Annotated in this window: 28 protein-coding genes and 1 tRNA gene; 11 read left to right on the top strand and 18 right to left on the bottom strand. The window is 64.3% G+C overall.

All coding sequences use genetic code 11. From position 1 onward, the window contains the following. Positions 1-7: 7 nt before the first annotated feature. The gene (locus EV191_RS07050; RefSeq protein WP_132875939.1) at positions 8-787 is read right to left on the bottom strand and encodes an aminotransferase class IV family protein; all 780 of its coding nucleotides are present in this window, start codon (positions 785-787) and stop codon (positions 8-10) included. After that, positions 778-1101, bottom strand: a complete 324-nt coding sequence (locus EV191_RS07045) for a hypothetical protein (RefSeq protein ID WP_132875938.1) — start codon at positions 1099-1101, stop codon at positions 778-780. The genes EV191_RS07050 and EV191_RS07045 overlap by 10 nt, the downstream gene beginning before the upstream one ends. 185 nt (positions 1102-1286) lie before the next feature. Here EV191_RS07045 and EV191_RS07040 point away from each other — a divergent pair, with 185 nt between their 5' ends. Both EV191_RS07040 and EV191_RS07035 read left to right on the top strand, forming a co-directional pair. After that, positions 1287-2168: a helix-turn-helix domain-containing protein gene (locus EV191_RS07040; RefSeq protein WP_165912851.1), complete on the top strand. Its 882-nt coding sequence runs from the start codon at positions 1287-1289 to the stop codon at positions 2166-2168. Further along, on the top strand, positions 2165-2371 hold the full coding sequence (locus EV191_RS07035; protein ID WP_132875936.1) for a DUF397 domain-containing protein: 207 nt from the start codon (positions 2165-2167) through the stop codon (positions 2369-2371). Before EV191_RS07040 ends, EV191_RS07035 begins: the two co-directional genes overlap by 4 nt. 145 nt (positions 2372-2516) lie before the next feature. On the opposite strand, the gene EV191_RS07030 is transcribed toward EV191_RS07035, so the two are convergent. The 6 genes from EV191_RS07030 to gyrA form a co-directional block, all read right to left on the bottom strand. After that, positions 2517-3002, bottom strand: coding sequence for an AAA family ATPase (locus tag EV191_RS07030; protein ID WP_243658781.1), 486 nt, complete (start codon positions 3000-3002; stop codon positions 2517-2519). A 295-nt stretch (positions 3003-3297) separates the two neighbouring features. Then, a tRNA-Ile gene (locus tag EV191_RS07025) sits at positions 3298-3371 on the bottom strand. An 82-nt stretch (positions 3372-3453) separates the two neighbouring features. Further along, a complete protein-coding gene (locus tag EV191_RS07020) occupies positions 3454-3987 on the bottom strand; it encodes a DinB family protein (protein ID WP_132875935.1) in 534 nt (177 codons plus the stop codon). Positions 3988-4156: 169 nt separating this feature from the next. After that, positions 4157-4330 (bottom strand): NUDIX hydrolase, encoded by a 174-nt coding sequence (locus tag EV191_RS07015; RefSeq protein WP_207894403.1) that lies wholly within the window; start codon positions 4328-4330, stop codon positions 4157-4159. Between the two features lie 11 nt (positions 4331-4341). Next, positions 4342-5193, bottom strand: coding sequence for a DUF3566 domain-containing protein (locus tag EV191_RS07010; protein ID WP_243658780.1), 852 nt, complete (start codon positions 5191-5193; stop codon positions 4342-4344). A gap of 11 nt (positions 5194-5204) precedes the next feature. Continuing rightward, positions 5205-7721: a DNA gyrase subunit A gene (gene gyrA, locus EV191_RS07005; RefSeq protein WP_132875934.1), complete on the bottom strand. Its 2517-nt coding sequence runs from the start codon at positions 7719-7721 to the stop codon at positions 5205-5207. Between the two features lie 224 nt (positions 7722-7945). On the opposite strand from gyrA, the gene EV191_RS07000 reads away from it, so the two are divergent. Both EV191_RS07000 and EV191_RS06995 read left to right on the top strand, forming a co-directional pair. Then, a complete protein-coding gene (locus EV191_RS07000) occupies positions 7946-9211 on the top strand; it encodes a hypothetical protein (protein ID WP_132875933.1) in 1266 nt (421 codons plus the stop codon). After that, positions 9208-9624 carry a hypothetical protein gene (locus tag EV191_RS06995; protein WP_132875932.1) on the top strand — a complete coding sequence of 139 codons (417 nt, stop codon included), beginning with the start codon at positions 9208-9210 and terminating at the stop codon, positions 9622-9624. Before EV191_RS07000 ends, EV191_RS06995 begins: the two co-directional genes overlap by 4 nt. 63 nt (positions 9625-9687) lie before the next feature. Here the strand turns inward: EV191_RS06995 and EV191_RS30025 are convergent, their stop codons facing one another. Beyond that, positions 9688-10212 (bottom strand): DUF3558 family protein, encoded by a 525-nt coding sequence (locus EV191_RS30025; RefSeq protein ID WP_165912850.1) that lies wholly within the window; start codon positions 10210-10212, stop codon positions 9688-9690. Positions 10213-10329: 117 nt separating this feature from the next. Here EV191_RS30025 and EV191_RS06985 point away from each other — a divergent pair, with 117 nt between their 5' ends. From EV191_RS06985 to EV191_RS06975, 3 genes are all read left to right on the top strand, one after another. Beyond that, positions 10330-11511 carry a WXG100-like domain-containing protein gene (locus EV191_RS06985; RefSeq protein ID WP_165912849.1) on the top strand — a complete coding sequence of 394 codons (1182 nt, stop codon included), beginning with the start codon at positions 10330-10332 and terminating at the stop codon, positions 11509-11511. Positions 11512-11545: 34 nt separating this feature from the next. After that, positions 11546-12022: a hypothetical protein gene (locus EV191_RS06980; protein ID WP_132875929.1), complete on the top strand. Its 477-nt coding sequence runs from the start codon at positions 11546-11548 to the stop codon at positions 12020-12022. Between the two features lie 171 nt (positions 12023-12193). Continuing rightward, positions 12194-13090: an endonuclease/exonuclease/phosphatase family protein gene (locus EV191_RS06975; RefSeq protein ID WP_243658779.1), complete on the top strand. Its 897-nt coding sequence runs from the start codon at positions 12194-12196 to the stop codon at positions 13088-13090. 72 nt (positions 13091-13162) lie between these two features. Here the strand turns inward: EV191_RS06975 and EV191_RS06970 are convergent, their stop codons facing one another. Beyond that, positions 13163-13987, bottom strand: coding sequence for an alpha/beta fold hydrolase (locus tag EV191_RS06970; protein ID WP_132875927.1), 825 nt, complete (start codon positions 13985-13987; stop codon positions 13163-13165). Positions 13988-14074: 87 nt separating this feature from the next. On the opposite strand from EV191_RS06970, the gene EV191_RS06965 reads away from it, so the two are divergent. Next, positions 14075-14611, top strand: coding sequence for a CGNR zinc finger domain-containing protein (locus tag EV191_RS06965; RefSeq protein WP_132875926.1), 537 nt, complete (start codon positions 14075-14077; stop codon positions 14609-14611). 43 nt (positions 14612-14654) lie between these two features. On the opposite strand, the gene gyrB is transcribed toward EV191_RS06965, so the two are convergent. From gyrB to dnaA, 8 genes are all read right to left on the bottom strand, one after another. After that, a complete protein-coding gene (gene gyrB / locus EV191_RS06960; RefSeq protein WP_132875925.1) occupies positions 14655-16625 on the bottom strand; it encodes a DNA topoisomerase (ATP-hydrolyzing) subunit B in 1971 nt (656 codons plus the stop codon). A gap of 184 nt (positions 16626-16809) precedes the next feature. Continuing rightward, the gene (locus EV191_RS06955; protein ID WP_132875924.1) at positions 16810-17055 is read right to left on the bottom strand and encodes a DUF397 domain-containing protein; all 246 of its coding nucleotides are present in this window, start codon (positions 17053-17055) and stop codon (positions 16810-16812) included. Further along, entirely contained in the window at positions 16991-17914 is a 924-nt protein-coding gene (locus EV191_RS06950) for a helix-turn-helix domain-containing protein (RefSeq protein ID WP_132875923.1), read from the bottom strand. The genes EV191_RS06955 and EV191_RS06950 overlap by 65 nt, the downstream gene beginning before the upstream one ends. A 102-nt stretch (positions 17915-18016) precedes the next feature. Then, complete coding sequence (locus EV191_RS06945) at positions 18017-18673, bottom strand: DciA family protein (protein ID WP_424565436.1); 657 nt, start codon at positions 18671-18673, stop codon at positions 18017-18019. A gap of 94 nt (positions 18674-18767) precedes the next feature. Continuing rightward, the gene (gene recF, locus EV191_RS06940; RefSeq protein ID WP_132875921.1) at positions 18768-19883 is read right to left on the bottom strand and encodes a DNA replication/repair protein RecF; all 1116 of its coding nucleotides are present in this window, start codon (positions 19881-19883) and stop codon (positions 18768-18770) included. Position 19884: 1 nt separating this feature from the next. Next, a complete protein-coding gene (gene gnd, locus EV191_RS06935; RefSeq protein ID WP_132875920.1) occupies positions 19885-20769 on the bottom strand; it encodes a phosphogluconate dehydrogenase (NAD(+)-dependent, decarboxylating) in 885 nt (294 codons plus the stop codon). 44 nt (positions 20770-20813) lie between these two features. Next, entirely contained in the window at positions 20814-21962 is a 1149-nt protein-coding gene (gene dnaN, locus EV191_RS06930) for a DNA polymerase III subunit beta (RefSeq protein WP_132875919.1), read from the bottom strand. Between the two features lie 684 nt (positions 21963-22646). Beyond that, positions 22647-24386, bottom strand: a complete 1740-nt coding sequence (gene dnaA / locus EV191_RS06925) for a chromosomal replication initiator protein DnaA (RefSeq protein WP_132875918.1) — start codon at positions 24384-24386, stop codon at positions 22647-22649. A 765-nt stretch (positions 24387-25151) separates the two neighbouring features. Here dnaA and rpmH point away from each other — a divergent pair. The 3 genes from rpmH to yidD are packed head-to-tail and all read left to right on the top strand — an operon-like array spanning position 25152 to position 25989. Next, positions 25152-25295, top strand: a complete 144-nt coding sequence (gene rpmH, locus EV191_RS06920) for a 50S ribosomal protein L34 (protein WP_132875917.1) — start codon at positions 25152-25154, stop codon at positions 25293-25295. A 23-nt stretch (positions 25296-25318) separates the two neighbouring features. Next, positions 25319-25687 carry a ribonuclease P protein component gene (rnpA, locus tag EV191_RS06915; RefSeq protein ID WP_132875916.1) on the top strand — a complete coding sequence of 123 codons (369 nt, stop codon included), beginning with the start codon at positions 25319-25321 and terminating at the stop codon, positions 25685-25687. After that, complete coding sequence (gene yidD / locus EV191_RS06910; RefSeq protein WP_207894402.1) at positions 25687-25989, top strand: membrane protein insertion efficiency factor YidD; 303 nt, start codon at positions 25687-25689, stop codon at positions 25987-25989. Before rnpA ends, yidD begins: the two co-directional genes overlap by 1 nt. Positions 25990-25991: the final 2 nt, after the last annotated feature.

Here is a 25991-nt window from a genome sequence, read left to right as displayed (position 1 = left end):
CCGAGGTTCACACGGCTTCGGCTGGTTGCGCTTCGTATGCCGCACGAAGCTGCCGCAGTACCCTGTGCTCGGTCGGCCACGAAACCCCCTCGACCGAGGCGAGGGCACGGATACCGGTCGCGGCGTTCGTGGCGAAAGCCGCGTCCATGCTCGGCAGGTCCGCCAACGTCAACGGCTCGGTCGAGGTCGACTCCCCGAACGACTGGTTGATCAGTGTCATCGTGATGCCCGCCAACCATTCCGCGCGCGGCCAGACAACGTGACCGGCGCGAATGAACCCGATGTTCGACGTCGCAATCTCGGTGATCGTCCCGTCCGGATTCACGAAGAGCACATCGTCGAAGCCCTCCCGCTGGGCTTGCCGCCGATAGTGCATCGCGGCGAACAAGCCGGTGTGCTTCACGGCAGGCAGCTCTCGACGATACGAAGCGATCCGCAGCCGCCACGGTGCCGGCTCGGCGCGCGCGGCTCCCCTGATCGTCACGAGGACCTTCGGCTCGGCATCGTGACCGATCGTTCCGAGGTCGAGCGCCGGGTCGTAGACGGTGACCCGAGCCGTGACCGGTCGCGCAACCCCAGCCAGGGCGTGCCGCACGTGCTGGCGCACTCGCTCGGTGTCGAGGTCGGCGCCGAAGAGTTCACGGGAGTCGCACGCGAGACGCCGCAGATGCAGCGAAAGGCCACGTACGCCGCCGTCCTCGACGAGCATCGACGTGAAGTGCCCATAGTTGGTGAGCGCGAGCGCTTTGACCTGCTCGACCGTTGCGGCGACGCCGTTCAGTTCCATACGTTCAGGCTCTCCGGCCCGGCCGGTTTCAGCTCGTCCTGTTCAGCTTCGATATCCAGTTCACGGAACCGCGTTTGCGCGTCCGCGAAAACGCCGGCCAGCTTGTCAACCATGTCTTCCGTCATGGCCAAACCCAATGATCCGGCGTGCGAGCCGAACTCGATCTCAAATGTATCCGTGTACACGTTTGGCTTGATCTCGCACGACGAGTCCAAGCTGATCCAGGCGCCGACGGCGATTCCTTGATGTGTGAACATTTCCCCGAGTTCCTTTCGCATCACGAGCGAATTGGCTGCTGGAGCCGGGAGCGCCACTCAAGCACTCCAAGGGGAGCACCGGAACAGCGCCCCCGGCCCGGTGTAACCTCAACCCCACTGGTCACGTTTCGGCTACCGTGTTGACACTACGACCTGGTGACAACCGACACAATGGTCGTTGTTCGGCCAATCGGGTGACTTCTGTGGACAAAGGGCGGACTTCGAATCAGGAGGCTGGCGACGTGGCACGTCCCTCATCACCGCACCGGCTCAAGCGCTGGATCGCGCTCAATCTCCGGCAACTGCGCAAGGACGCGGGGTTCAGCAGACCCGAGGCCGCAAAGCGCCTTGGTGTCTCGCGTACCGCGATCGGCCACCTGGAATCCGCACGCAACCTGCCGTCGCAGCCGGCACTGGAAATCCTGCTCGGCTACTACGGAGTGCCCGAACGGTTTGCCGACTTTGCCGCGCTGGTGGAAGCCGCACGCAAGGGCAAGAACTGGTGGAACCATCTGGCCGGCGCGGTGCCGCCCTGGTTTGACGAGTACCTCGGCTTCGAGGCCGGCGCCGCTGAACTGCGGGTGTTCGAGACCTATGTCATGGCCGGCCTGCTACAGACTGAGGACTACGCGCGGGCAGTCGTACGTGCCGACCGCAGCCTGACCGAAGGCGAGATCAATCAGCGGGTGCAGTTGCGCACCGAGCGGCAAGCGATCCTGGCTCGCGACGACGGCGATGAGGACGAAGACGCCGCACGGCTGTGGGTCGTGCTCGATGAGTCCGTGCTTTACCGTCGGCGCGGTACTCGCGAGGTAATGGCCGAGCAGTTGGCGCACCTGACAAGGATGTCCGAGTACCCGCGAATCACAGTGCAAGTGCTGCCACTCGATGCCGGCGCACATGAGGCCCAACAAGGCTCGTTCCAACTGATCAAGTTCCCGGCCGAGTTCGTTGGGGACCCCGGTGTCGCCTATCTGGATGAGATGCCCGAAGGTCACTACCACGAGGAACCCGACAGCGTGGCCAAGTACGAAAGGGCATTCACGAACCTTCAGGTGCTGGCCGCGACGCCGGAGGACTCGCGCACGTTGATCCAGAAGGCACTGAAGGAGATCAGTCCATGACCTACCCGGAACCTCCGGCCGACCTGGTGTTCATCAAGTCGCCGTACAGCTCTGACCAGCAGGGTTGCGTCGAGTTGGCGTTCACCGACGACGGCGGTGTGTGGCTGCGGGACTCCAAGGACTCCAGCCGGCCCGCCCACTACTTCAACAGCCACGAGTGGGAGTGCTTCTCCCGCTGGATGGCGGACGGGCTGCCGCGCTGAGCGGTGACCCGCCGAACATGCAGGAAGGCCCGGCCAGGACTCGTCTGGCCGGGCCTTCCCGTGCACACCGTCCAGTGGGCCACGGCACGCCCATCATTAAACACATGACCAACCGCACGATTACAGGGGCAAGGCTGAAGACGCGCTACTCGTCGTCGGCGAGCAGGTAACGCAGGAACCGCCCTGACTCGGCGAGGAACTCACGGGTCAGTCGCACCGGCAACGCCTCGTCGTAACCCACCCGCTCGATGGCGCCGTCCTCATCGATTTCGTAAATCGTCGCACCGGGCAGCGCAAGCAGGATCGGCGAGTGCGTGGCCACCACGATCTGGCAGCCCTGCCCAGCCAGCTCGGCCAAGCGGGCCAACACGGCCATGCACCCGCGTGGCGACAATGCCGCCTCCGGCTCATCCAACAGGTACAGCCCGCCCGGACCGAACCGGTGCGTCAGCAAGTCCACAAAGGACTCTCCGTGCGAGCGCTCGTGCGGTGAAACCCCGCCGTAGGCGGGCAGTAGCGGCGACGTGCCAGGCTCGGCGTCGAGGCGTTCGATCTCCGAGGCGACGTTGTAGTAAGACTCGGCACGCAGGAAGAACCCAGTGCGCGGCTTACATGCGCCCCAGCTCAGCACCAGCGAATCGCCGAGGGCGGACTCGGTGGCGCGGGCGCGCGGTCGCGGTGTCGAAACCCTGCTCGATCACCGTCAACCCCACCTCATGCCCGCGAACTAGCCGCTCAAGAGATCAGCGAACTCTTCACTGGCCCGCCTGGATTCGGCGATGACCCGCCGAACGCCATAACGCGACCGGGGAATGACACCGTTATAACTACCAGTCTAGCTACAAGTACCGGCCAAATACGGCCATCTCTGCTCTCATAAAAACGCCGCTACTCTGTCTATGCTGGTCAGAGTAGCGGCGTGAGGGTGGGCCTACCTGGACTTGAACCAGGGACCTCTTCGTTATCAGCGAAGCGCTCTAACCGTCTGAGCTATAGGCCCTTGCGGAGGAAAAGATTACCGCACCGACCACAGCCCGTCCGCAACGGGGGTTACCGGCCGCGCGCGGCCGGCTTCGCCCAGCTCAGCCCATCGATTTGGCGCCGTCCAGCGACTCGCGAATGATGTCCGCATGCCCGGCATGCTGGGTGGTCTCGGCGATGATGTGCAGCACCACGCGTCGTGCTGACCAGGCAACATCCGTATTCCAGGGTGCCTTCGGCAACTCGTGCGAGACTTCGAGCGAAGGCAGTGTGCGGACCAGTTCATCGGTGCGCGCCGCCACCTCCGCGTAGCTGGCCAGCACGCCCGGCAAGGTGTCGCCGGGCTGCATCTGGAACTCCTTCTCGCGCTCGGCGAAGTCCTCCTCCGTCCAGTCAGCGAACTCCTTGCCCATCGCCGGCGCGCCGGACACGATGAAGTCCGCCCAGCCTCGTTCGACGTCGGTCACATGCTTGATCAACCCACCAATGGTGAGAGCGCTGATCGTCGTTCGCTCCCCGGACTGCTCCGTCGTCAGATCCCGCGCGGTGAACCGGAGAAACTGCCGGGCATGGGCCAGACTGGCAAGCAGATCGGCGCGCTCCCCGCTGCTCGGTGTTGTCGTCGCGTCGCTCATGATCGAACTCCCCTCGCTCTGCTGTGCGGTGGAGTCAAAGCTAGAGCCACCTACCGTCAGTTCTCGTCACCAATCGGCCGCTGTTTGACCACAAATAGGGCCGTACCCAGCACAAATCGCCGAGCGCGGCACAAATCGGCTAGGTTCGGCGGGTCTGCTCCAGTGGGTGCTAGGCGAGCTGGCCAGTCTCGTGCAGCTGATCAAAAATCAATTGGTCGACGGGCGGCGATACGCGTGCCCGGTCGGCGTAGTCGTGGCCGTGTGCTTGCGCCTGGAAAGTGCCGACATGTGCCGCGCTGGCGAGCGTGATGGTGACGGCGAGCTCTTCGCTGATCTCCCGCACGAACGCGCAAACTACTCGCGTTCGGAGAGGGTTACTTCCAACCCGCCGGCAAGATCCGCTGACACGTTGTACACGAACGAACACACCGTGGCCAGCGCGGAGAGCAGCACGATATTCACCGCGCCGATAATCGCCGCGACCCCGAACACCGTGCCCGCGGTAATCAGCGATTCCGCGCCCGCCCCCGAATCATCGGTCACCAGCTGGGAGTACGTGCCGTTGAGGTTGTCCCACACACCCATGCCGTCCAGCACGATGTACAGCACACCGACGGCGACCATCCACACGAAGAACAGCGCGGTGCCCAGCACCAACGTCAGCTTCAGCACGGACCACGGGTCGATCCGCTTCACCTGCAGACTCGCCCGCCGAGGCCCGCGCCCCGGCCGGCGTAGCGCGCTCGGCGTGCCGGACTGGCCACCACCCGAGCGTGCCGTACTACCCAGATCGACCGAGGTCCGCTGGTTGCCAACCTCCCCACCGGGCAGCCCCGGCGGCGCGGCGACCTGCTGTGTGCTCTCCTGACCGAACGCCGCCGCCGCGGCACTACCGCTCACCACCGGCCGCTCTTCGCTGATCGTCTGCGCCGACCAGTTCACGTCCGCGCCCTGCCCGGAGTACAGCACCTCCTCGGCCGGCTGCTGCGCCGCGGCAGCACCAGGCGCGCTGTACCCAGCGCCCCATTCGGCATGCTGATCGGCGGCCACCCGCTCCCACGGCGGCGGGGACAGCGTGCCCTGCTCGTGCGCGCCGGAACCATTCGTCTCCGGACCAGTCACGTCCTGCGCAGAGAACACCGTGGTCCGCTCCGCAGCACCTTCGGCGGGAGTCTCCCGGCGATCGGCGTTCTCGGGTGGTGTCACCAGCGGGTTCCTTACTCTTCCGGTTCGTCGGTTTCGGTTACGGCAGTGCCGTTCGCACTGTCGCCGTTCGGCTCATCGGCGTTTCGGGCCACGGCGACCACCTTGGTGCCGTCCCCGAGGTTCATCAGCCGCACGCCCTTGGTCTGTCGCCCGGCCTTACGTACCTGCCTAGCATCGGTGCGAATGATCCCGCCAGTCGAAGTAATCGCGTACAGCTGATCATCTTCGGCCACGATCAACGCACCAACCAGCGTGCCGCGTTTCTCGTCATGCTGCACGGTCAGCACACCCTTGCCGCCGCGCCCCTGCACCGGGTAGTCCTCGATCGGCGTGCGCTTGGCATACCCACCATCGGTGGCCACCAGGACGAACTGATCCTCCTGCACCACGCCCATGGTCAACAGCTCATCGCCCTCGTTGAAGCGCATCCCGAGCACACCGGAGGTCGCCCGACCCATCGGCCGCAGCGCCTCATCCGAGGCGTGGAACCGGATCGACTGCCCGTCCGAGGACACCAGCAGCAGGTCATCCTGCGCCGAGCACAACACGGCGCCGACCAGCTCGTCATCCTCGCGCAGGTTCACGCCGATCAACCCGCCGGACCGGTTCGAGTCGAAGTCGCTCAGCTTGGACTTCTTCACCAGACCCTTCTTCGTGGCCAGCACCAGATACGGCGCGGCCTCGTAGTTGGTGATCTGGATAACCTGCGCGATCTGCTCATCCGGCTGGAAGGCAAGCAGGTTGGCCACGTGCTGACCGCGCGCGGTGCGGTTCGCCTCGGGCAGGTCATAGGCCTTCGCCCGGTACACCCGCCCCTTGTTGGTGAAGAACAGGATCCAATCGTGTGTCGAACACACGAAGAAGTGCGAGACGATGTCGTCCTGCTTCAGCTGCGCACCCTGCACACCCTTGCCGCCACGCTTCTGCGAGCGATACAGCTCGGTCTTGGTGCGCTTGGCGTAACCGGTACGCGTGATCGTGACCACCACGTCCTCGACCGCGATCAGGTCCTCGACATTGACCTCGCCGTCGTACGGAATGATCTTGGTGCGCCGGTCATCGCCGTGCTTCTCGACGATCTCGGTGAGCTCGTCCTTGATAATCTGCCGCTGCCGCTCCGGGCGATCCAGGATGTCCTGCAGATCCGCGATGATCTCTTCGATCTCGGCCAGCTCGTCGACGATCTTCTGCCGTTCCAGTGCGGCCAGCCGGCGCAGCTGCATGTCCAGGATCGCCTGGGCCTGCACCTCGTCCACGTCCAGCAGCTCGATCAGACCGCTGCGCGCGACATCCACCGTCTCCGAGCGCCGGATCAGCGCGATGACCTCGTCCAGCGCGTCCAGCGCCTTGACCAGACCACGCAGGATGTGTGCCCGCTCCTCGGCCTTGCGCAACCGGTACCTGGTCCGCCGGACGATGACCTCGACCTGGTGCTTCACGTAGTAGCGGATCATCTGGTCGAGCCGCAGCGTGCGCGGCACCCCGTCGACCAGCGACAGCATGTTGACGCCGAAGTTGGTCTGTAGCTGGGTGTGCTTGTACAGGTTGTTCAGCACGACCTTGGCGACCGCATCCCGCTTGAGCGTGATCACCAGGCGCTGCCCGCTGCGCTTGTTCGACTCATCGGCGATCTCCGAGATACCGGTGAGCTTGCCGTCCCGCACCAGGTTCGCGATGTTCTCGATCAGGTTGTCCGGGTTGACCTGGAAGGGCAGCTCGGTGACGACCAGGATGGTGCGGCCCTTGCTGTCTTCCTCAACCTCGACCACCGCGCGCATCCGGATCGAGCCGCGGCCCGTCCGGTAGGCGTCCTCGATGCCCTGAGTACCGAGGATCAGACCGTCGGTCGGGAAGTCCGGTCCCTTGATGCGCTGCATCATCGCGGCGAGCGTTTCGTCCTCGTCCGCATCCCAGTTGTCCAGCGCCCAGAACACGCCCTCGGCGACTTCGCGCAGGTTATGCGGCGGGATGTTCGTGGCCATCCCGACCGCGATCCCGCCACTGCCATTGACCAGCAGGTTCGGGATCCGGCTCGGCAGGACGACGGGTTCCTGCGTTTTGCCGTCGTAGTTGTCCTGGACATCGACGGTGTCCTCGCCGATGTCCTGCAGCATCGCGAGCGCGAGTGGCGCCATCCGCGCCTCGGTGTACCGCATCGCGGCCGGCGGGTCGTTACCCGGTGAGCCGAAGTTGCCCTGCCCGTCGACCAGCTTGTAGCGCATCGACCACGGCTGCGCCAGGCGAACCAGCGAATCGTAGATCGCCGAGTCACCGTGTGGGTGGTAGTTACCCATCACGTCACCGACGATGCGCGAGCACTTCGTGTAGCTGCGGTCCGGACGCAGTCCGTTGTCGTGCATCGAGTAGAGCACTCGGCGATGCACCGGCTTCAGGCCGTCGCGAACGTCCGGCAACGCGCGGGACACGATCACGCTCATCGCGTAGTCGATGTACGAGCGCTGCATCTCCTGCTGGATGTCGACCGGTTCGGTCCGGCCTCCGTCCGGCGGCAGGGTTGTATCAGTCACCTGTGGGCCCTTCTACGTCAAATGCCCTGCGTCGCGGTGACCCGAAGGCCTGGTCCGCGCACGCGTTCGCGAGCGGGCAATTCTCCTGCCCATCCTATCTGTCCTGCGGTTTCCAGCCACGCTGCCCGGTCGCGCGGGGTGTTCCCGCGATGAAAGCGACGTGAAAGCAGCACAACACACAATCAGGACATACGCCGACAACTAGAAGCAACCAGGGAAACACTATGGGTGAAGGTTTTGCGGTCAAACCTGAGCATGTCGCGGGCTATGGCGTACTCGTCCTGGACGTCCGGGACCAGGTCGACACCATCAAAGAGCACATCGCCGAGCACGGCAGCGCGCAGAACGGCTACGAGGGCGCCGTGATGGAACTCATCAAACCCGCCGTAGACGACTACGCCGAGGCGGCAAGCAACCGATACAGCAGCTACTGCCACCTACTCGAATCCTGCAGTCAGGAACTGACCAGGGCGGCATGGGATTACAGCGGCGCCGAGGAGAACGAGTACAAGCGGTTCAAGGACGACGGCTCGAGTAACCCTGGCCGGCCGCAGCAGCTCGACGGCTACGAGGATTTCGAGGACGCCGAGTCATATCCGGCGGAGACCGACCCGTCCACCGACCTCAAAGCGCCGAAAATCAAAGATCCGGATATCAAGTCGAAGGTCGAAGAAGTTGGCGGAATACTCTACGGAATCGACTGGGTACTTCGGCAGGTTTTCGACTTCTCCCCGGTCGAGGCGATCACCGACCCCATCGCCGGGAACTGGAACGCGCTCAAGGCATCTGGAGAGGTGCTCGGCGAATCCGGTGATGCCACCGAGGAGTCGCTGGCGAACCTCACTGGTGACTCACTCAAGAAGCTTGATGAACACTGGGACGGCGGCGCAGCGCAAGAATTCGACATCTACATCGCCGATCTGGCCGCCGGAGTGAGTTCGGAAGGGCCACTGAACCGGATAATCGGATCCGCCTACGAGACTTTCTCGGACCAGATCGAAAAAGTCGCCGAGTTTATCGTCACCAAGCTGAAGGAAAAGGTGGACCAGATCGCGTCCAAAGTCGCGACCGGCTGGATCCCTGGGGTCGGCTGGGCGCGGGTGATCGAATTCATCTGGGAGTGCTGGGATACCTTCGCGGCGGCCAAAGAGATGGTCGAAAATCTCTTAGAATTGGCCGAGGCGTTGAAAGAGCTCATCGAAGCGGCTATCGATCCGTTCAAGAAGGGCCAGATCGAGGGCGTCGAGCAACTGGGTGAAGCCGCCAAAGATATCGCTGTGGCGGCCGACAAATTCATCGAGAAGTATGCCGAAGTCACCGGCGCGGAGAAAAGTGGTGAGCAGTCTGCCGAGGATCGCGAAAAGATACTTAAGGATCTCGAGGAAGCCCACGAATTTTCGAAGGATTTTGACGACATGCACGACTCGGATTTCGTCCGCCTGCCGGAGGACGAATACTCGGTCGGCGAGGATGCGGAGCGGGACGGATGATTAACGAACCAGTACCAGCGGCACTACAGTCCGCGCTTGGGCGCTTGCAGGAAGTCGCCGCCGCCATCGACACCAAGCTGATCAGGGCCACCGAGTTACCGGAACCCGAGTTCGGACAGATCGATCACGACGGGGTGGCCAGGTTCGCGGTGAGCAGGGACGCACCGCCGGAGATGCGCGCGGTGGCAACGGCGGTGGCGCAAGGACGCACCAACTGGCCGGAAGTACTGAACGGTGACGCGCAGGACCTCCCGGAGGTACGGGAGCTACAGGCCGCCAGCTTCCGCAAGCTCGACGAGGAGCTAGCCAGACAGCTCGAGGAGCAATCGACGCCGGAACCGCGGGCAATTAGCCGTCCATCCGGCGAGGACGAGGAGGACGACTTCAGTACGCACACCTATCTGCGGCGCTGACCCAGACATAACAGTGGATATCCACACATTTTTCCACAGCTGTGCATAACTTGATCTCGAAGGTTACTTCGTTAGCCGATCAAGTACGGTGCCGGCGAGCTCGCCCGCCCGGTCGCATTCGGTACGCTCGGTTAGCGAAGTCTCGTCCTCCGGACGCGGCGAAAAAGTGATGACCTGCAGCCAGGCCGGTTCGGCTTCAACGTCCACGGTGCAGCTGACTTCGGTCTGCGAGGTGACATAGCCCTTCTTACCGTTGACATCCAGTGTTCGCTCGGCGTTCTCAGACTGCACACCCGGAGCTGGTGGCTGCCACAGTGCGAGGTCGAGCTTGTACTGACTGCCAGCCTGCCAACCGCAACCGGGACGTTGCCCGCCGGTCGCATCGCTCTTGTTCTGCTTACGCCCAGTGGCTTCCTGGCCACGCAGGTAGTCGCGTGCCTCCTGATCGCTGAGCAGACCACAGACGTCGGTTTGCTGCCACTGTGCGGTTGGCGTCGGCTGCGGGGACTGCTCACCGGCCGAGCTCTCGCCTGAATCGGCGTCACCACACGCACCAACAAGCACTACGGCGACAAAAACCCCGCTCACGTATGACAATTTTCGCTTCAAGCGGAACTCCATTGCGTGGAACCTGTGAAACACCTGTACCGTCTGACCATCCAGCATGCCGCATAGCGGCGCAGGGTGACTACGAGGAGTCGGGCTATGGGGGAGAACTTCCACGCAGAGCCAGAACACATCGCCGGTTACGGAGTGTTGGTCGGCGATGTCAGCGGGCAGTTGAGCACGATTCAGACCTATGTCGGCGAGCATGCCAGTGCGAAGTCCGGTTTCGACGGACTGATCATGTCCGCGCTGAAACCGCTTGTGGACACCTACGCTTCGGAAACGGCGAAGCGGATCCTCGGGCATGGCAACAATCTGCATGATACGAGTGAAGAGCTGACCAGGGCCGCCTGGGACTACAGCGGCGCGGACAAGTCGAATTACCAGATCTTCGCCGATGACGGGATGAGCAACCCGAATGTGCCGCCGAGAGTTGAGGGCTACAAGGACTTTCCTGGTCCGGCACCGTATCCGCCAGCAAGTGATCCGGCCGCCGACCTGAAACCACCGGATATCGCGGAAGCAGACATCAAGTCCATGGTGGACGAAGTGGGCGGTTCGCTCAAGGCGATCGACTGGGTGGTCAGCACGGTTACCGGCTGGTCCCCTGTCGAGGCGATCACCGAGCCGATTTCCGGTAACTGGAACGCGCTGACCGGCGCGGGCGATGCGTTGAAGAGCGCGGGCACCGCGCTCGAGGAATCGCTCGACAACCTGACCAAGGCGCTGTCCGGCTTGGACTCGCACTGGAACGGCGGCGCGGCACAGGAGTTCAACACCTACATCACCACGATGGTGAACGGCGCAGGCCAGGAGGGTCCGCTGAACCGGCTGGTCGGTGGGGTTTACGGCTTGGTCGCGCAGCAGATCGAGAAGGCCGCGCAGTACGTGGTCAGCACGCTCAAGTCGGTTGTGGACCAGATCGGCCAGCGGGTCGCGACCAGCTGGATCCCCGGTTACGGGCAGTACAAGCTGATTCAGTTCATCAAGAACGTCGTGGACATTTTCATTGAGGCCAAGGCCCTCGTGGATGAAGTCAATGCGATGGTGGATCAGGTGAAGGGCCTGTTGGAGATGGCGCAGGACCCTGTTGGTGCGATCCAGGGCAAGATCGAAGAAAAGATCAAGCCAATCGAGGAGAAGATCGACCAGTACCAGCGCGGCGCTGAGGTCGCGAAGGATATCGCGGATGTCAGCGATACCGAGGCATGGGAAGACACTCCGGACAGCACCTATTCGACCGAGCCAGACGGGGCCGATCCGGAACGGGCTGGCGCCTGACCTGGGCACGAACAACGAGAGTCGAGGAGGCCGGGTGCGCGAGGACGTCCCGCCGCATATGCGGAACAAGGTCAACCAGATCGAAACGATCGCGGCGGAAATGGACACTCGGCTGGCCAGAGCGAAGGAACTACCGGTTCCGGAGCTTGAACCGGTGGACCCGAAGATCGTTGCGGAGCACGCACAATCGCCGGACGCGCCACATCAGCTCAAGATGGTGGCTCGCGCGGTGGCCGAGGGCCGCACCACCTGGACCGAAGTCGCCTCCGGCGGTGGCTTGGATCTACCCGAAGTGCGCGATCTGCGGGACTACGGGCTAGTGCAGTTGGAGCGCGACACCGAGCAGTACCTGGCGGATGAGGCGGCCGGACGACTCGGCCCGGACGGTCGACCGCTGGAGCAGCCCGAACCGCCGGCAACACCAGCTGAGCCTGCCCCGCCAGCCCGTAGCGCTCGCCCCCCGCGGGACGACGATGACGATGACTTCAGCGGGATGACCTTCCTCCGGTAACCTCGCTGACCTTGAAGAACGCGGTCACACGCAGTGCGGTGAACTAACTTTCTGCCAAGCGCGAGCAACGGTGGGATGACCGGGTTACGTATTCCAGTGGTCAACCGTTCACATCCATCCGGGACACGACGAAAATGTCCGCTATATCGTCGATCGTCTCGGGAGGAACTCGTGTCCAGGATTGGCAAGTTCGCGCTTGGCGCTACGTTGACAGCATCGGTGGCGCTGACCGGGGCTCCGGGTTTGGCGGGTGCGACCGCGCAAGGACCGCTGATCGGCCCGCCGGACGGCGAGAAGCTGCACGTCATGTCGTACAACCTGCGCTATGCCTCGGACCAGTCCCCGAACTCGTGGGACGAGCGCCGCCCAGCCATGGCACAGCTACTCAACGACGAGCGACCTTCGCTGATCGGTACCCAGGAAGGGCTGCACGACCAGCTCACCGACGTGCAGGCGGACCTTCCCGACAGCTACGAGTGGATCGGCGTCGGCAGGGAAGGTGGCGAGGACGGCGAGTACAGCGCGATCTTCTATGACACCACGCGGCTGGAGATGTTGTCCGAGGAGAACTTCTGGCTCTCGGACACGCCAGACGTGCCGGGCTCCACCTCCTGGGGCAACGAGCTGCCCCGGATGGTCACCTGGGGCAAGTTCAAGGACACCGTGACCGGTACCGAGTTCGTCGCGATGAACACGCATTTCGACCACAAATCGGAGAACGCGCGGCTGCGCAGCGCGGAACTGATCCGCGATCGGGTCGCTGAACTCGACGCAAACCTGCCCGTGGTGCTCACCGGTGACTTCAACGCAAACACGAGCTCCGAGCCATACAGCATCCTCACCGCCGAGGACGCGCTGCTGGACAGCTGGAACACCGCTGGTGAGCAACTCACGCCGGAGTACGCCACCTTTGGCGGCTACGAGGAGCCAGCCGAAGGTGACCGCATCGACTGGTTGCTCACCGACGATCAGGTAGCCGTGGAGCAGGTCGGCATCAACCCGTTCGAGCACGAGGGCCAGTACCCCTCGGACCACCTGCCGGTGCAGACACTCGTCACGCTGAACTGAGCATCCCCGTCAACCCCGACTATCCACAGTCCACATAGCACTCCACAGCTGTGGACAACTCAGGCGGTCTATTTAGGACTTCCTGTGGATAAAGCTGTGGAGTGCTGTGGACAACTGCGCCGGCGCGTCCTCATGCACCAGATGACCAGCGTTCTCGATCGGCGTGAAGCCTGATCCCGGGATCAGCGAGGCGAGCTTTTCGCCCTGTGACAACGGAATCCACGTGTCGTCCACACCCCAGCAGACCTGCACAGGGATGCTGATCTCGCCATAGCGGATCTGTACCTCATCGGTGTGCCGCTGGTCCGCCTGCGCGATCTGCCGGTAGAACGCGCGCTGTCCCTGCTCGGTCGCCCACGGCCGGATGAGCTCATCCAGCACGGCAGGATGCACGCCGCGACTGCTCACCGCGTTGATGTAATCCCGCACCAGCGCGCGATGCAGGAAGTCCGGTAGCTGCTCGAAGACATGCGGGTACTCGCGCACCAAGCGGAAGAACTCACTCCCCCACGGATCGACGGCGACCACGTCAACCAGCGCAAGCTTGCGGAACGCCTTGCTGTGCAACAGGTGCGCCCGGAGCGCGACCGCGCCGCCGAAGTCATGCGCGACAACCGTCGGTTCCCGCAGGCCCCAGTGCTCGAGTAGTTCGGCAAACACGCTGCCCTGTCCGGCAAGCGAAACATCCTGATCGTCGCGCATCTCGGACTGCCCGTAGCCGGGCATATCCCATACATAGACGGTGTTCGTGCGCGCGAAGCTCGACGCGATATCGCGCCAGACATAGGACGAGAACGGTGTGCCGTGCAAGAAGACCACGGGATCACCGCTTCCCCAGCGATCCCACCGGATGAGGCCGTTGGTACTCGAGTACGTCTCGCGCAGCGTCCAGCTCATTACTCGGCTCCTCGTTACCGACTATTGACTGTTGATGGTAACGCATCGACGTTACCGGCTTATTCTAATAGCTGGTAACTTCTTTGGATGCCGTTCGATCGCCCCGCCGCACCAGGTGCCTTAGCGGAGTTGGCGGAGTTCTTGAACTCGGCGTGGTTCCTGCGCGCCGAGGACGCCTTCGAGCGTTTGCCGGATGCGAGGGCCTGGCTCAGTGAGCATGGCTACGCGCGGGCCGCGCGTACGCTGACGAACGCGAAACGCATGTCAATTGTGGATGCTCGCGAACTGATGCGCGGCTACCTGCGCGGCCAGCGCGCCGCGCGGGACAAGTTGACCGGGCTGGCCGCGGAGTTACTTGGTAGCCCGCGATGGACCGAGGATGGCCCGGATATTCCGGTGGCCAGGGGTAGCGCGGTGCGCGAGTTGATCGGCGCACAGCTGCGCATCCTCACGATCGCGGGCATCCTCGGGCAGGCCGAGAGATTGAAGGTGTGCCGCGCGCCGGATTGCCGGTTCGTGTTCTACGACCGTTCGCCGAGCAACACCGGCACCTGGTGCAGCATGGAGATCTGCGGGGCGCGACACAAGATGCGCGCGTACCGTGCTCGCCGGCGCCAAACCTGACACCAGCGAGCACGTTGCGTGATCGCGTTCTTAAGGTTAGCGGTTAGACGTCGAGGAAGCGGACGTCGCGGGCGTTGCGGGTAATGAACGAGCGGCGGGCGCTCACGTCCTCGCCCATCAGCACGCTGAACAGTTCGTCGGCGGTGGCCGCGTCGTCCAGGGTGACCTGCAGCAGCAGGCGGTTCGCCGGGTCCATGGTGGTTTCCCACAGCTCTTCGGCGTTCATCTCGCCGAGACCCTTGTACCGCTGGATACCGTCGTCCTTGTTGACCTTCTTGCCGGCCGCGAGTCCGCGTTCGAGCAAGCCGTCCCGCTCGCGGTCCGAGTAGGCGAACTCCGGCTCGCTGCGCTGCCACTTGATCTTGTACAGCGGTGGGCAGGCGAGATAGACGTAACCGTGCTCGACCAGCGGGCGCATGAACCGGAACAGCAGGGTGAGCAGCAACGTGCGGATGTGCTGACCGTCCACGTCGGCGTCGGCCATCAGAATGATCTTGTGGTACCGCAGCTTGGAGATATCGAACTCGTCGTGGATACCGGTGCCCAGCGCGGTGATCAGCGACTGCACCTCGGTGTTCTTCAGCACCTTGTCGATGCGGGCCTTCTCCACGTTGATGATCTTTCCGCGAATCGGCAGGATCGCCTGGAAGCGAGATTCCCTGCCTTCCTTCGCGGAACCACCTGCCGAGTCACCCTCCACAATGTACAGTTCGCACTCGTCGGGGTTGGTGGAGCGGCAGTCCTTCAGCTTGCCCGGCAGGCCACCGATGTCCAGCGCGCCCTTGCGGCGGACCAGTTCCTTGGCCTTGCGCGCGGCAAGCCGGGCCTGCGCCGAGGACACCGCCTTGGTGACGATGGTGCGCGCTTCGCTCGGGTTGCGCTCGAACCAGTCGGCGATCCACTCGTTGCAGGTGGTCTGCACGAAGGACTTCGCCTCGGAGTTACCCAGTTTCTGCTTGGTCTGGCCTTCGAACTGCGGTTCGGCGAGCTTCACCGAGATGATCGCGGCGAGGCCCTCGCGGACGTCATCGCCGGTGAGGTTGGAGTCCTTCTCCTTGAGCATCTTCTTGTCCCGCGCGTAAGCGTTGATCACGCGGGTCAGCGCGGAGCGGAACCCTTCCTCGTGGGTGCCACCCTCGGCGGTGTTGATCGTGTTCGCGAAGGTGAACACGGACGGAGTGAAGCCCGAGTTCCACTGCATGGCGACCTCGACTTCGAGGCCGTCGCCGCTGGCCGTGAAACCGATGACGTTCTTGTGGATCACGTCGCGGGATTTGTTGATGTGCCGGACGAAGTCTTCCAGGCCGCCCGGGTAGTGGTAGGTGCGCTCGCGGACCGCAGCTGCCTGGCCCTCGGCGTCCTGGGCGGTGTCCTCGTCGGAGACCCGCTCATCGCGCAGCACGATGGTGAGGCCCTTGTTCAGGAAGGCCATTTCCTGCAGGCGGCGCGCGATGGTTTCCGCGTTGTAGGTGGTGGTCTCGAAGATCCGGTCGTCGGCCCAGTAGGTGATCGTCGTGCCGGTCCGGCTGGTTTCCTCGCACTCCTTGAGCGGGTGCACCGGTTTGGTGTCCTCGTAACGCTGCCGCCAGACCTTGCCGCCGAGGTGGATTTCCACGTCCATCGCGGTGGACAGCGCGTTCACCACGGAGACGCCGACGCCGTGCAGACCACCGGAGACCGCGTAGGAGTCGCTGTCGAACTTGCCGCCCGCGTGCAGCGTGGTGAGGATGACCTCGACCGCGGGGCGGTTTTCCTTGGGCATGATGTCCACGGGGATACCGCGACCGTCGTCGCTGACCCGCACGCCGCCGTCGGCGAGGAGGGTGACCTCCACGCGCGAGGCGTAGCCGGCCATCGCCTCGTCGACCGAGTTGTCGACAACCTCTTGAACGAGGTGGTGCAGACCACGTTCGCCGGTGGACCCGATGTACATACCGGGACGCTTGCGGACAGCCTCCAGGCCTTCGAGCACAGTGATCGAGGACGCGCTGTAATCGTTGGTTTCTGTTGCCACCGGCCTGGTGTCTCCTCGTCTCGGGGGACGTCTGGGCGGGCAATAACTACCCGCACCAATATTCTACTTGCCCACTCTTACGGAAGTAGGGCAAGGACACCCCTAGCTTCGTCACAGACCGCCGAATTCTACGCCGGGTGCATCCGATCCTGTGGCTGGCGTTGCGCGCGTTGTTTCACGTGAATCAATCGGTCGAATGAAGGGCACCGAGGAAGGCGTGCCAACCGTCGGTGTGCAGGGTGAGCGAGCCGGCTTCCGGGGCCTTGGAGTCACGCAGGTGAACGAACGCCGGCTGGACGGCAACCTCAACACAGTCGCCGTTGGTACTGCTGTAGCTGCTCTTCCGCCAGCCGACCTCGACGCAATCACCGTTGTGGCTGCTGTAGCTGCTCTTCCGCCAGGAGATCCCGCTCGTATCGGCGCTGCGCATTGTGGTCACCTTGCTCCGGGTAGAGATCAATTGCCAGGTCGGCAATCAGTTCCTTCGATTGTCCCCTATCCAGGGCGGTTGCGGCCAAGTCTTTGAGGATCCGCCGATAGGCTGCAATCTCCGCGGTTTCCTCGAGAAACAGCTGTGTCGTCTCGCCGTCCAGGTAGACCACCGGCCGTAGCCCGGCGAAGTCCAGCAGTTTGAACTGGCCGACGATTCCGGCGTGAGCGCCGGCGGCGATCGGCACCACCCGCAGGTGGATCTTGGGCCGTACGGCCAGCCGCAGCAGGTGATGCAGCTGTTCGGACATCACCTCGTCGCCGCCAACCGGTAGCCGGAGCACCAGCTCGTGGATGAAGAAGGTGAACTTCACTTCCGGTACCCGGTCGAGCAGGGCCTGCCGAGCCATCCGAGCGGCGACTCGATCGTCGATCTCGTCTTCCGGGTGGCCAGACCCACGACTCAGCGCCCGGGCGTATTCGGAGGTCTGCAGCAGGCCAGGGACCATCGCCGGCTGGAAGTCGGCGATCTCGGTGGCATGGTCTTCCAGGTCAGCGAGCACATGCAGTTGCTCCGGTAGCCGCGCACCGAACTGCTGTAGCAAACCCGGTTTGCGCGCCTCGTAGTTCAACCCGAGCAACCGGTCCCGCTCCGGACCTACGACATTGCAGGTCGCCAGCAGGGCCGCCAGGTCCACATCCGAGCACATTCGCTTACCGCTGAGCACCCTGGACAGCCACGCCTGGTCCCACTGCAGCCGGAGCGCGACCTCCTTCTGCGACAGCCCGGAGCCCCGAATGATCTTGCGCAGCGCATCCCCGAGCTGGCGGCTACGGAGGGTGGGTACTGGATCTTCCATGCCCGCCGACCCTAGGGCGGGACGAATCGGATGTGTGCAGGAAAACGTCGAGTCCACCCAGATAGCGGGCTAGTTGCGGGGGCGCAACTGGACCCGGGCGGCTTAACCGTACGTGTCCCTCGGTCCCCTGCCGGAGACGTGTAGCGAGCCGCGTCGCCAACTCGGTGCCACCGGTCCCTGCACCTTGAGCCGCTTCACCACCCCGTGGCCGACGCCGGCGGCGATCTTGCCGAGCAGCTGCCCTTGCAGCAAACGCAGCTGGGTGGCCCAGGCGGTGGAGCTGGCGCGCACGGTCAACTCTCCGTTGTTCAGCGCCTGCGGCTGGGAGTGCTCGGCGACCTCGTCACCCACCAGACCCGCCCAGTTCCCGAACACCTGACCGTTCGCCAGCCGGCCCTGCCAGCCACGATCGTTCGCGATCCGGGAGGCCAGCCGACCGAGCGGCTGCGGGTCGCGGTCGTCGTTACCCGGCCCTGACCAGCGTCGACGGCGCGAACGCGAGGCACCACCAGCGCTACCAGCAGGGCGCACCGCCTTACGTGCCCTACTCGCCCGATTGCCCTCCGAACGTTCCCGCGCGGCCTGCAATGCGGCGCGCGCCAGATCCGGTCCGCGTAGCTCGCTCTGCTCGAAGTAGTCCCCAGAGTTGTCTGCCGTGACACTTTCAGTAGAGCTGTTGCCACGGCCGTGTGCAGGCGTTTCCCCTGATCTCGGGACATCAGTAACCCCGGGCGACGTGTCAGTAACCCGTTTATCCACACTATCCACAGACTTATCCCCAGGTGTGGGAGAAAAAACATCCATGTCGTTTACCCGGGGTGTTATTGACTGCCCGGCACGCCCAGTTTGGCCATTAGTCACTGCGTACCTCTCCGTCCCCGACCAGGTACCGGTCGCCCAACAACTCGGCCGGCACATCTTCCTGTACGGCCGCCGTGACCAGCACTTGCTCCGCCTGACTGGCTACTTCCGCCAGCGCCGCCCTGCGTCGCCGATCCAGCTCCGCGAATACGTCATCCAACACCAGCACCGGCTCCGCCCCGTCGGCGCGGAGCAATTCATAGGAACCGAGTCGCAACGCGAGGGCGAACGACCACGACTCGCCATGACTGGCGTAACCCTTCGCCGGAGCGTCCCCGAGCACCAGTTCCAACTCGTCGCGATGTGGACCAACCAGGCTCACTCCGCGTTCGAGCTCCTGGCCGCGCTGCTCAGTCATCGCGGTGAGTAATCGCTCGGTGAGGTCATCCACGCCCGCGCGCTCGGGCAGCTCGCCCAGACTCGAACGGTAGTTGATCAGTGCCGGTCGAGACTCGGGCGCCACGCCGGCATAGGCCGCGGAAACCAGCGGCGCCATATCGGCGATCAGGTTCAGCCGCGCGGAAAGCAACTCGGCACCGTGCCGCGCCAGATGCCCGTTCCACACTTCCAAAGTGCTGATATCGGCACGTCCACCGGATCCGCGCGCGGTCTTCAGCAGGGCATTACGCTGTTTGAGCACTCGTTCGTAGTCACTGCGTACGCCCGCGAACCGGGGCGCGCGCAGCACCAGCAGTTCGTCCATGAACCGGCGGCGCTCACTGGGATCACCGCGCACCAGCGCCAGGTCTTCCGGCGCGAACAGCACGGTGCGCAGAATGCCGAGCACTTCGCGCGGGCGCGGCACCTGGGCGCGGTTGATCCGTGCCCGGTTCGCCTTGCCCGGGGTGATCTCCAGCTCGACGGTCAGTTCGCGGCCTTCATTGACCACGGCGATCCGGACAAGCGCGCGTTCGGCGCCGATGCGCACCAGCGGAGTATCGCTGGACACCCGGTGCGAGCCGAGCGTGGCGATATAGCCGATCGCTTCCACCAGGTTGGTCTTGCCCTGACCGTTCTGGCCGACGAACACGGTCGGTCCCGGCGTAAGGGCCAGATCAGCCTGTGCCCACGAGCGGAAGTCGGTGAGCTGGAGATGCCGTACGTACACGCTATTCCGCGCGGTGTACGGCGTGCCCACCGAACTGGTTGCGCAGCGCGGCAACCGCCTTCATCGCGGGCGAATCCGGTTGCCGGGAGGCGAACCTGGCGAACAGCGCGGAGGTGATCACCGGAGCGGGTACCGAATGGTTGATCGCTTCTTCCACCGTCCAGCGGCCCTCGCCAGAATCATCCACGTAGCCGCGCAGCTCGGCCAACTCCGGGTCTTCCTCGAGCGCGTTCACCAGCAGATCGAGCAACCAGGAACGCACCACCGTGCCCCGCGACCATGCCTTGAGTACCGCAGGCACATCGGTGACCTCGTCCGAGGCGGCGAGCAGTTCATAACCCTCGGCGTAGGCCTGCATCAGGCCGTACTCGATGCCGTTGTGCACCATCTTCGCGAAATGGCCCGCACCAACACCGCCGGCATGCGCGAAACCCTCGTCGCGCGGACCTTCCGGACGAAGCGTGTCGAAGATCGGCATGGCCCGCTCGACGTCGTCGGCTGAGCCACCGACCATCAGGCCGTAGCCGTTCTCCGCGCCCCAGACACCACCGGAAACTCCGGCGTCGATGTAACCAATTCCGTTGGCGGACAACAGATCCGCGTTCGGCTTGTCCTCGGAGAACCGCGAGTTGCCGCCGTCGATGACCAGATCGCCGTTGTCGAGCAGCTCGGCAAGTTCGCCGATCGTCTGCTTGGTTGCCTCGCCAGCGGGCACCATCACCCACACCGTTCGCGGGGCGTCCAATTTAGACACCAAATCGGCAAGCGATTCGGCGTCGGTCACTTCTGGATTGCGGTCATAGCCAAGAACTTCGTGTTGCCCGGCGCGCAGGCGCTCGCGCATGTTGAAGCCCATCTTGCCCAGACCGACGAGTCCCAGCTGCACGGTGTGCGTCCTCTCGTTCGAGTCGGATGGTTACCTCGTCGGCCTCAGCCAGGCAGGCGAACCGGCATCAACAGGTAGAGGTAGCCGGCCTGTACCTCGCCGTCCTCGCCAACTGGTTTGAGCAGCGCGGGCCGGCTCGGCGTGGTGAAGGACAGCTCCGCGCGATCGGTGTGCAGCGCGCCAAGCCCGTCGATCAGGTACTGCGGGTTGAACGCGATGGTCAGTGGTTCACCGGTGAACGAGCACTCCAGCTCCTCTTCCGCGCTGCCCTCGTCGTCGCCGCCGGCGGAGAGCTTCAGCACCGACTCGGCGAACTCCATCCGCACCTGCGTACCGCGCTCGGCGACCAGCGAGACGCGCTTGATCGCATCGGAAAGGGTGGCCACCGACAGGATCGCGGCCGCACTGTGCTCGCTCGGCAGCAGCTGCCGAACTGGCGGGAACTCGGCGTCCAGCAGGCGGGTGGTGGTCTGCCGACCGGTACCGGAAACGCCGAGCAGCCCGTCCCCACTCGCGAGGGACAGCTCGACGGTCTTGCCCGCGGAGCCGAGCGACTTCGCGGCTTCGGCGAGGGTACGCGCCGGGACGAGCACCGCGGTTTCCTCGGCATTGTTGATCGACTCGTCCGGTTTCCAGGTCAACTCGCGCATGGCGAGGCGGAACCGGTCGGTGGCGATCATGGTGACCTTCTCGCCGTTGATCTCCACGCGAACGCCGGTGAGCATCGGCAACGTGTCGTCCTTACCCGCGGCGACGGCGACCTGGGCGACGGCCTCGCCGAACACCTCGCCGGCGAGCTCGCCCGCACGGTCCGGCATCGCCGGCAGCGCCGGGTAATCCTCGACCGGCATGGTCGGCAGGCTGAACTTCGCGCTGCCACAGGTGATCGAGGCGCGGGAGCTCTCGATGGAGATCTCCACCGGTTGCGCGGGAAGCGCCTTGGTGATGTCCGCGAGCAGCCGACCCGACACCAGCGCGCGGCCGCCGTCGGCGATGGTCGCGGGGACGCTCACCGTTGCCGAGACCTCGTAGTCGAACCCCGAGATCGTCAGCGCGGTTTCGCCGCCCGCGTCGGTGCCGCCGGCATCCAGCAGGACGCCGCCAAGCACAGGAACTGGCGGCCGCGAGGGAAGGCTGCGCGCAACCCAGGCGACGGCGTCCGCGAGTCCGTCGCGCTCGACGCGGATCTTCATGAGAAATCCTTTCCGGTGTTACCAGCGGAAGTTTCTCGTGATGCGGCAGCAGACGCTGCGGGCACCACGGGGAGACAAGTGCTGCTAAACGCCACGGTAGAGCGTGTGAGCGGGTCGCGTCATCCGGGGCCGGGGTCTACCTGGCGGCGGTCGACCGGAGTTGTCCCCAGATTCGCTGTTCGCCTCTTTCTGTTGTTCAACTACTTAGAGAGAAGATTTTGTTAGTAGCAGTAGTAGGGCCTGTGGGTAGTGTGGATTTCAGCCGTTATCGCAGGTGACACGGCGCGGCGTGCTGTGGACTGCCTGTTGGGGAAGTCGGTGGACAGTTCGCGGCCTCGGTGGAGAACTCGGCGGCTCCACCGCTCGATCCACAGCCGTCCACAGTTATCCACAGTTTCCTCCCCACCTGGAGGCCACCTTATGCCCAACCCGCACACAGCCGCAGCGAGAGTTGTGCACTATCCCCAGGCCTGTGGATACCGAAAATTGGCTGTGGATATCCCCCAGTGTGGTGAGGCGCACGCCCGGCCGGTAGCCCTCGGACGCGTATTTCGGGCGCGGAGCGAGCAGCAGTGGGATCGCGTTTAGCCTGCTAAACGCGCACAAAGGCGGGCGCTGAGCGCGGGTGTACGCGCGGACGGCGCCGTAGCGGGGTGTGCGCGCGGCTCGAGGAGTGGGTAAGCGTCAGCCGGCGCTGCGGGCGCGCTGCTTGATCCGGGTGGTCAGTTCCTGCACCTGGTCGTAGATGCGACGGCGCTCGGCCATCTCCTTGCGGATCTTCTTGTCCGCGTGCATCACCGTGGTGTGGTCCCGGCCGCCGAACGTCTGGCCGATCTTCGGCAGCGACTGGTCGGTCAGCTCGCGGCACAGATACATGGCGATCTGGCGAGCCTGCGCGATCGCCTTCGTCTTACCCGGCCCGCACAGATCGTCCAGCGACACCCCGAAGAAGTCAGCGGTGGCCGACATGATCGTGGAGGCGTCGATCTCCGGCATCTGCGAATCCGGGATCAGATCGCGTAGCACGATCTCGGCCAAGCCGACATCGACCGGCTGCTGGTTCAACGAGGCGAACGCGGTCACCCGGATCAGTGCGCCTTCCAACTCGCGGATGTTCGCCTCGATCCGCGCGGCGATGAACTCGAGCACTTCGGCCGGCGCGTTCAGCCGATCCTGTGCCGCCTTCTTGCGCAGAATCGCGATCCGCGTCTCCAACTCGGGCGGCTGAATATCAGTGATCAGCCCCCACTCGAACCGGGTGCGCAACCGGTCTTCCAGGGTTGCCAGCCCCTTCGGCGGGCGGTCCGAGGAGATCACGATCTGCTTGTTCGAGTTATGCAAGGTGTTGAAGGTATGGAAGAACTCCTCCTGAGTTCCTTCCTTGCCTTCCAGGAACTGGATGTCGTCCACAAGCAACACGTCGACGTCGCGGTACCGGCGTTGAAACGCCACCTGCCGGTCGTCGCGCAGCGAGTTGATGAAGTCGTTGGTGAACTCTTCGGTCGACACGTAGCGAACGCGCATGCCAGGAAAGAGCCGCTGCGCGTAGTGCCCGACCGCGTGCAACAAGTGCGTCTTGCCGAGCCCGGACTCCCCCCAGATAAACAGCGGGTTGTAGGCGCGGGCCGGCGCCTCGGCGACCGCGACCGCGGCGGCGTGCGCGAACCGGTTCGACGCCCCGATCACGAAGGTGTCGAAGGTGTACTTGGCGTTCAGGCGCGTCTGCGAACTCGGCGGGCCGTGTTTCGGCGCGGTGTACGGCTGGCCCGCTGGCTCGGGCCGGGTGCCGTTGAAGGTGGGCCAGATCTCGGCGGCGGCGGCGAGCGCCTCGCCTTCCTCGTCGATCTCCTCGTTATCGCCTTCCGCGGAAAGGTCGACCGGCGCCATCTGCGCGGTGTCCACCAGATCGTCTACTTCGCGCGTCGGCCGGCCGAGTAGCAACTCGGTCTGCTGCGGCGAATTGGCTACTGGCGAAGTGTCTGTCGGGGAGTACTGGGCTGGCGGTTCGATATCGGGGTCGCCGGCCGGATACTCGTCGATCGTCGGCCAGCGTGGCTCGGCGCGTTCGACGGGAAAGCCGTGGTGATCGATATCGGTATGGCCCGATTCGCCGACCACCGCCTTGGACTCGGGTACAAACAGCGCCGGTGTGCTGGCGAGATCGGCGCCCGGGTCGACCTTCACGGCCAGCGAGACCTCGCGCCCCAGTCGGCGGGAGAGTGCCTCGGTGATGGGCTCAGAGAGGACCCGTTCGATCGCTTCCTTGGCGAACTCGCTTGGTGCGGCCAGTAGAGCGGTGCCGTCCAGAAGACCGATGGGACGCGTGACTCGCATCCATGCGCGTTGTTGGGGTGACAGTGTTTCCGCCGACAACTCGCGGATCACCTGTTCCCACACGAGACCAAGATTGACCTGGTCGGACACCTACTCCGCTCCCCTCCCAGCGTTACGTTTCCTCGTCAAACCGCCCCCGACGGCGTGAATGACGATCGCGTCCGCGGCCGCAAACGGCGCGGGACGCCTACTCCAGTGATACCCGAGCAGCAGGTATCCACAGAGTTGTCCACAACTGTGCACGAATGCACGAGAACCCGCAGCACTCCCCTACTTGCAAAGACCTGCCCTACTTGCAAATACTTGCAAACTGGCCTAGCTGACCGGCCCGTCCCGTGGGCTGTCCTTCCCCTGCGTTGTCCATCCCTCAGGGCGTCGAACCGGTCGACAGCACATGTTCTCTTAGTCGGGATGGCGCCCGAGCAGCGGCACCCAAGTACCGACTCAAGCACCGAGGGGGAAACCCCGACCACGTAAACATTGAGAAAAGGCACGCTAACAAGGCCAGCGCCTTGCCACAAGTCATCCGTTGGGGCAAGCATTTAATCCCTACGGCGTGTCGTCGCACGGCGCTGGAGAGTACGGCTCAGGTTACTCGAGGGGGGTGGGTTTGGCTGCACTGAGTGGGGTGCGTACCCTCGATAGAGTCTCCTGCTGGCAGCGGGAGTGTTCGTGTGCCTTGCTACCGGTCGCCACGATCGGATTTCGTTGCGAAGACCGCACCCTATGTGGTCAGGCATGGTCGAAGGGTTTCGCTGCCTGCGTTGCCCGCGGCGTTGATGCAATTACCCAGCGGCAGCAGCAGGGGGCAGGACTTAGGCCTGATTGGGTAGTGACACCGGGAGACTGACGACCGTGAGCAAGGGCAAGCGCACCTTCCAGCCGAACAATCGTCGACGCGCGCGGAAGCACGGTTTCCGGCTGCGCATGCGGACGCGCGCCGGACGCGCGATTATCGCGGCCCGCCGTGCTAGGGGTCGCGCGCGTTTGTCGGCGTGACCCGCTGAACGGCGAGGCACGAGATGCTGCCCGCGCACGCTCGGGTTCGACGAAGCGAAGAGTTCCGAACAGTGCTTCGGAATGGCCAGCGTGCGGGGCGGCGACGATTAGTAGTACATGCACTCGTCGGCCGGGACGGTCCGGCGAGAGTGGGTTTTGTAGTAAGCAAAGCCGTCGGCGGCTCGGTGGTTCGCCATCGGGTGGTCCGGCGGCTGCGGCATCTCATGGCGCCGCGACTGAGCGCCATTGGCCCCGGCACATTGCTTGTGGTCCGCGCACTGCCGCCAGCCGCTACGGCTTCAAGCCCCGAGCTCGGCAAGGATCTGGACGGCGCGATGCGGAAATTAGCACTCTCGCCCCGGCACGACTGTGTCGTGGAAGGCGAGCGCTAGTGAGCGAAGAGCGGACGGAAGCCACCGCGCCCCGGCCAGGACCCGTGGCCTGGGTACTGCTGCTGCCCATCCGCTTCTATCGGAAGTGCATCTCCCCCTTCTTGCCGCCCGCCTGCCGGTTCTATCCGAGTTGCAGCGCGTATGCGGCGCAAGCGTTGACCAAACACGGCGCGGCCAAGGGCACCTACCTGGCGATCCGCCGGCTGTTGCGGTGCGGTCCGTGGACCGATCCCGGACTTGACCCGGTGCCCGAGAAGTTCACGCTCCGAGCACAACGACCTGTCGAAACGACCGAGGAGTAGTT

The sequence above is a fragment of the Tamaricihabitans halophyticus genome (assembly GCF_004340875.1).
Taxonomy (GTDB): Bacteria; Actinomycetota; Actinomycetes; order Mycobacteriales; family Pseudonocardiaceae; genus Tamaricihabitans; species Tamaricihabitans halophyticus.
Note: the sequence above shows the minus strand (reverse complement) of the source record. Positions and strands in the feature narration are given on the sequence as shown.

What these genes read in the sequence shown, in the direction of transcription:
- EV191_RS07050 (WP_132875939.1), bottom strand. Translation starts at nt 787, where the DNA reads ATGGAACTGAACGGCGTCGCCGCAACGGTCGAGCAGGTCAAAGCGCTC.
- EV191_RS07035 (WP_132875936.1), top strand. Translation starts at nt 2,165, where the DNA reads ATGACCTACCCGGAACCTCCGGCCGACCTGGTGTTCATCAAGTCGCCG.
- EV191_RS07020 (WP_132875935.1), bottom strand. Translation starts at nt 3,987, where the DNA reads ATGAGCGACGCGACGACAACACCGAGCAGCGGGGAGCGCGCCGATCTG.
- EV191_RS07000 (WP_132875933.1), top strand. Translation starts at nt 7,946, where the DNA reads ATGGGTGAAGGTTTTGCGGTCAAACCTGAGCATGTCGCGGGCTATGGC.
- EV191_RS06995 (WP_132875932.1), top strand. Translation starts at nt 9,208, where the DNA reads ATGATTAACGAACCAGTACCAGCGGCACTACAGTCCGCGCTTGGGCGC.
- EV191_RS06985 (WP_165912849.1), top strand. Translation starts at nt 10,330, where the DNA reads ATGGGGGAGAACTTCCACGCAGAGCCAGAACACATCGCCGGTTACGGA.
- EV191_RS06970 (WP_132875927.1), bottom strand. Translation starts at nt 13,987, where the DNA reads ATGAGCTGGACGCTGCGCGAGACGTACTCGAGTACCAACGGCCTCATC.
- EV191_RS06965 (WP_132875926.1), top strand. Translation starts at nt 14,075, where the DNA reads ATGCCGTTCGATCGCCCCGCCGCACCAGGTGCCTTAGCGGAGTTGGCG.
- EV191_RS06955 (WP_132875924.1), bottom strand. Translation starts at nt 17,055, where the DNA reads ATGCGCAGCGCCGATACGAGCGGGATCTCCTGGCGGAAGAGCAGCTAC.
- EV191_RS06950 (WP_132875923.1), bottom strand. Translation starts at nt 17,914, where the DNA reads ATGGAAGATCCAGTACCCACCCTCCGTAGCCGCCAGCTCGGGGATGCG.
- dnaN (WP_132875919.1), bottom strand. Translation starts at nt 21,962, where the DNA reads ATGAAGATCCGCGTCGAGCGCGACGGACTCGCGGACGCCGTCGCCTGG.
- rnpA (WP_132875916.1), top strand. Translation starts at nt 25,319, where the DNA reads ATGCTGCCCGCGCACGCTCGGGTTCGACGAAGCGAAGAGTTCCGAACA.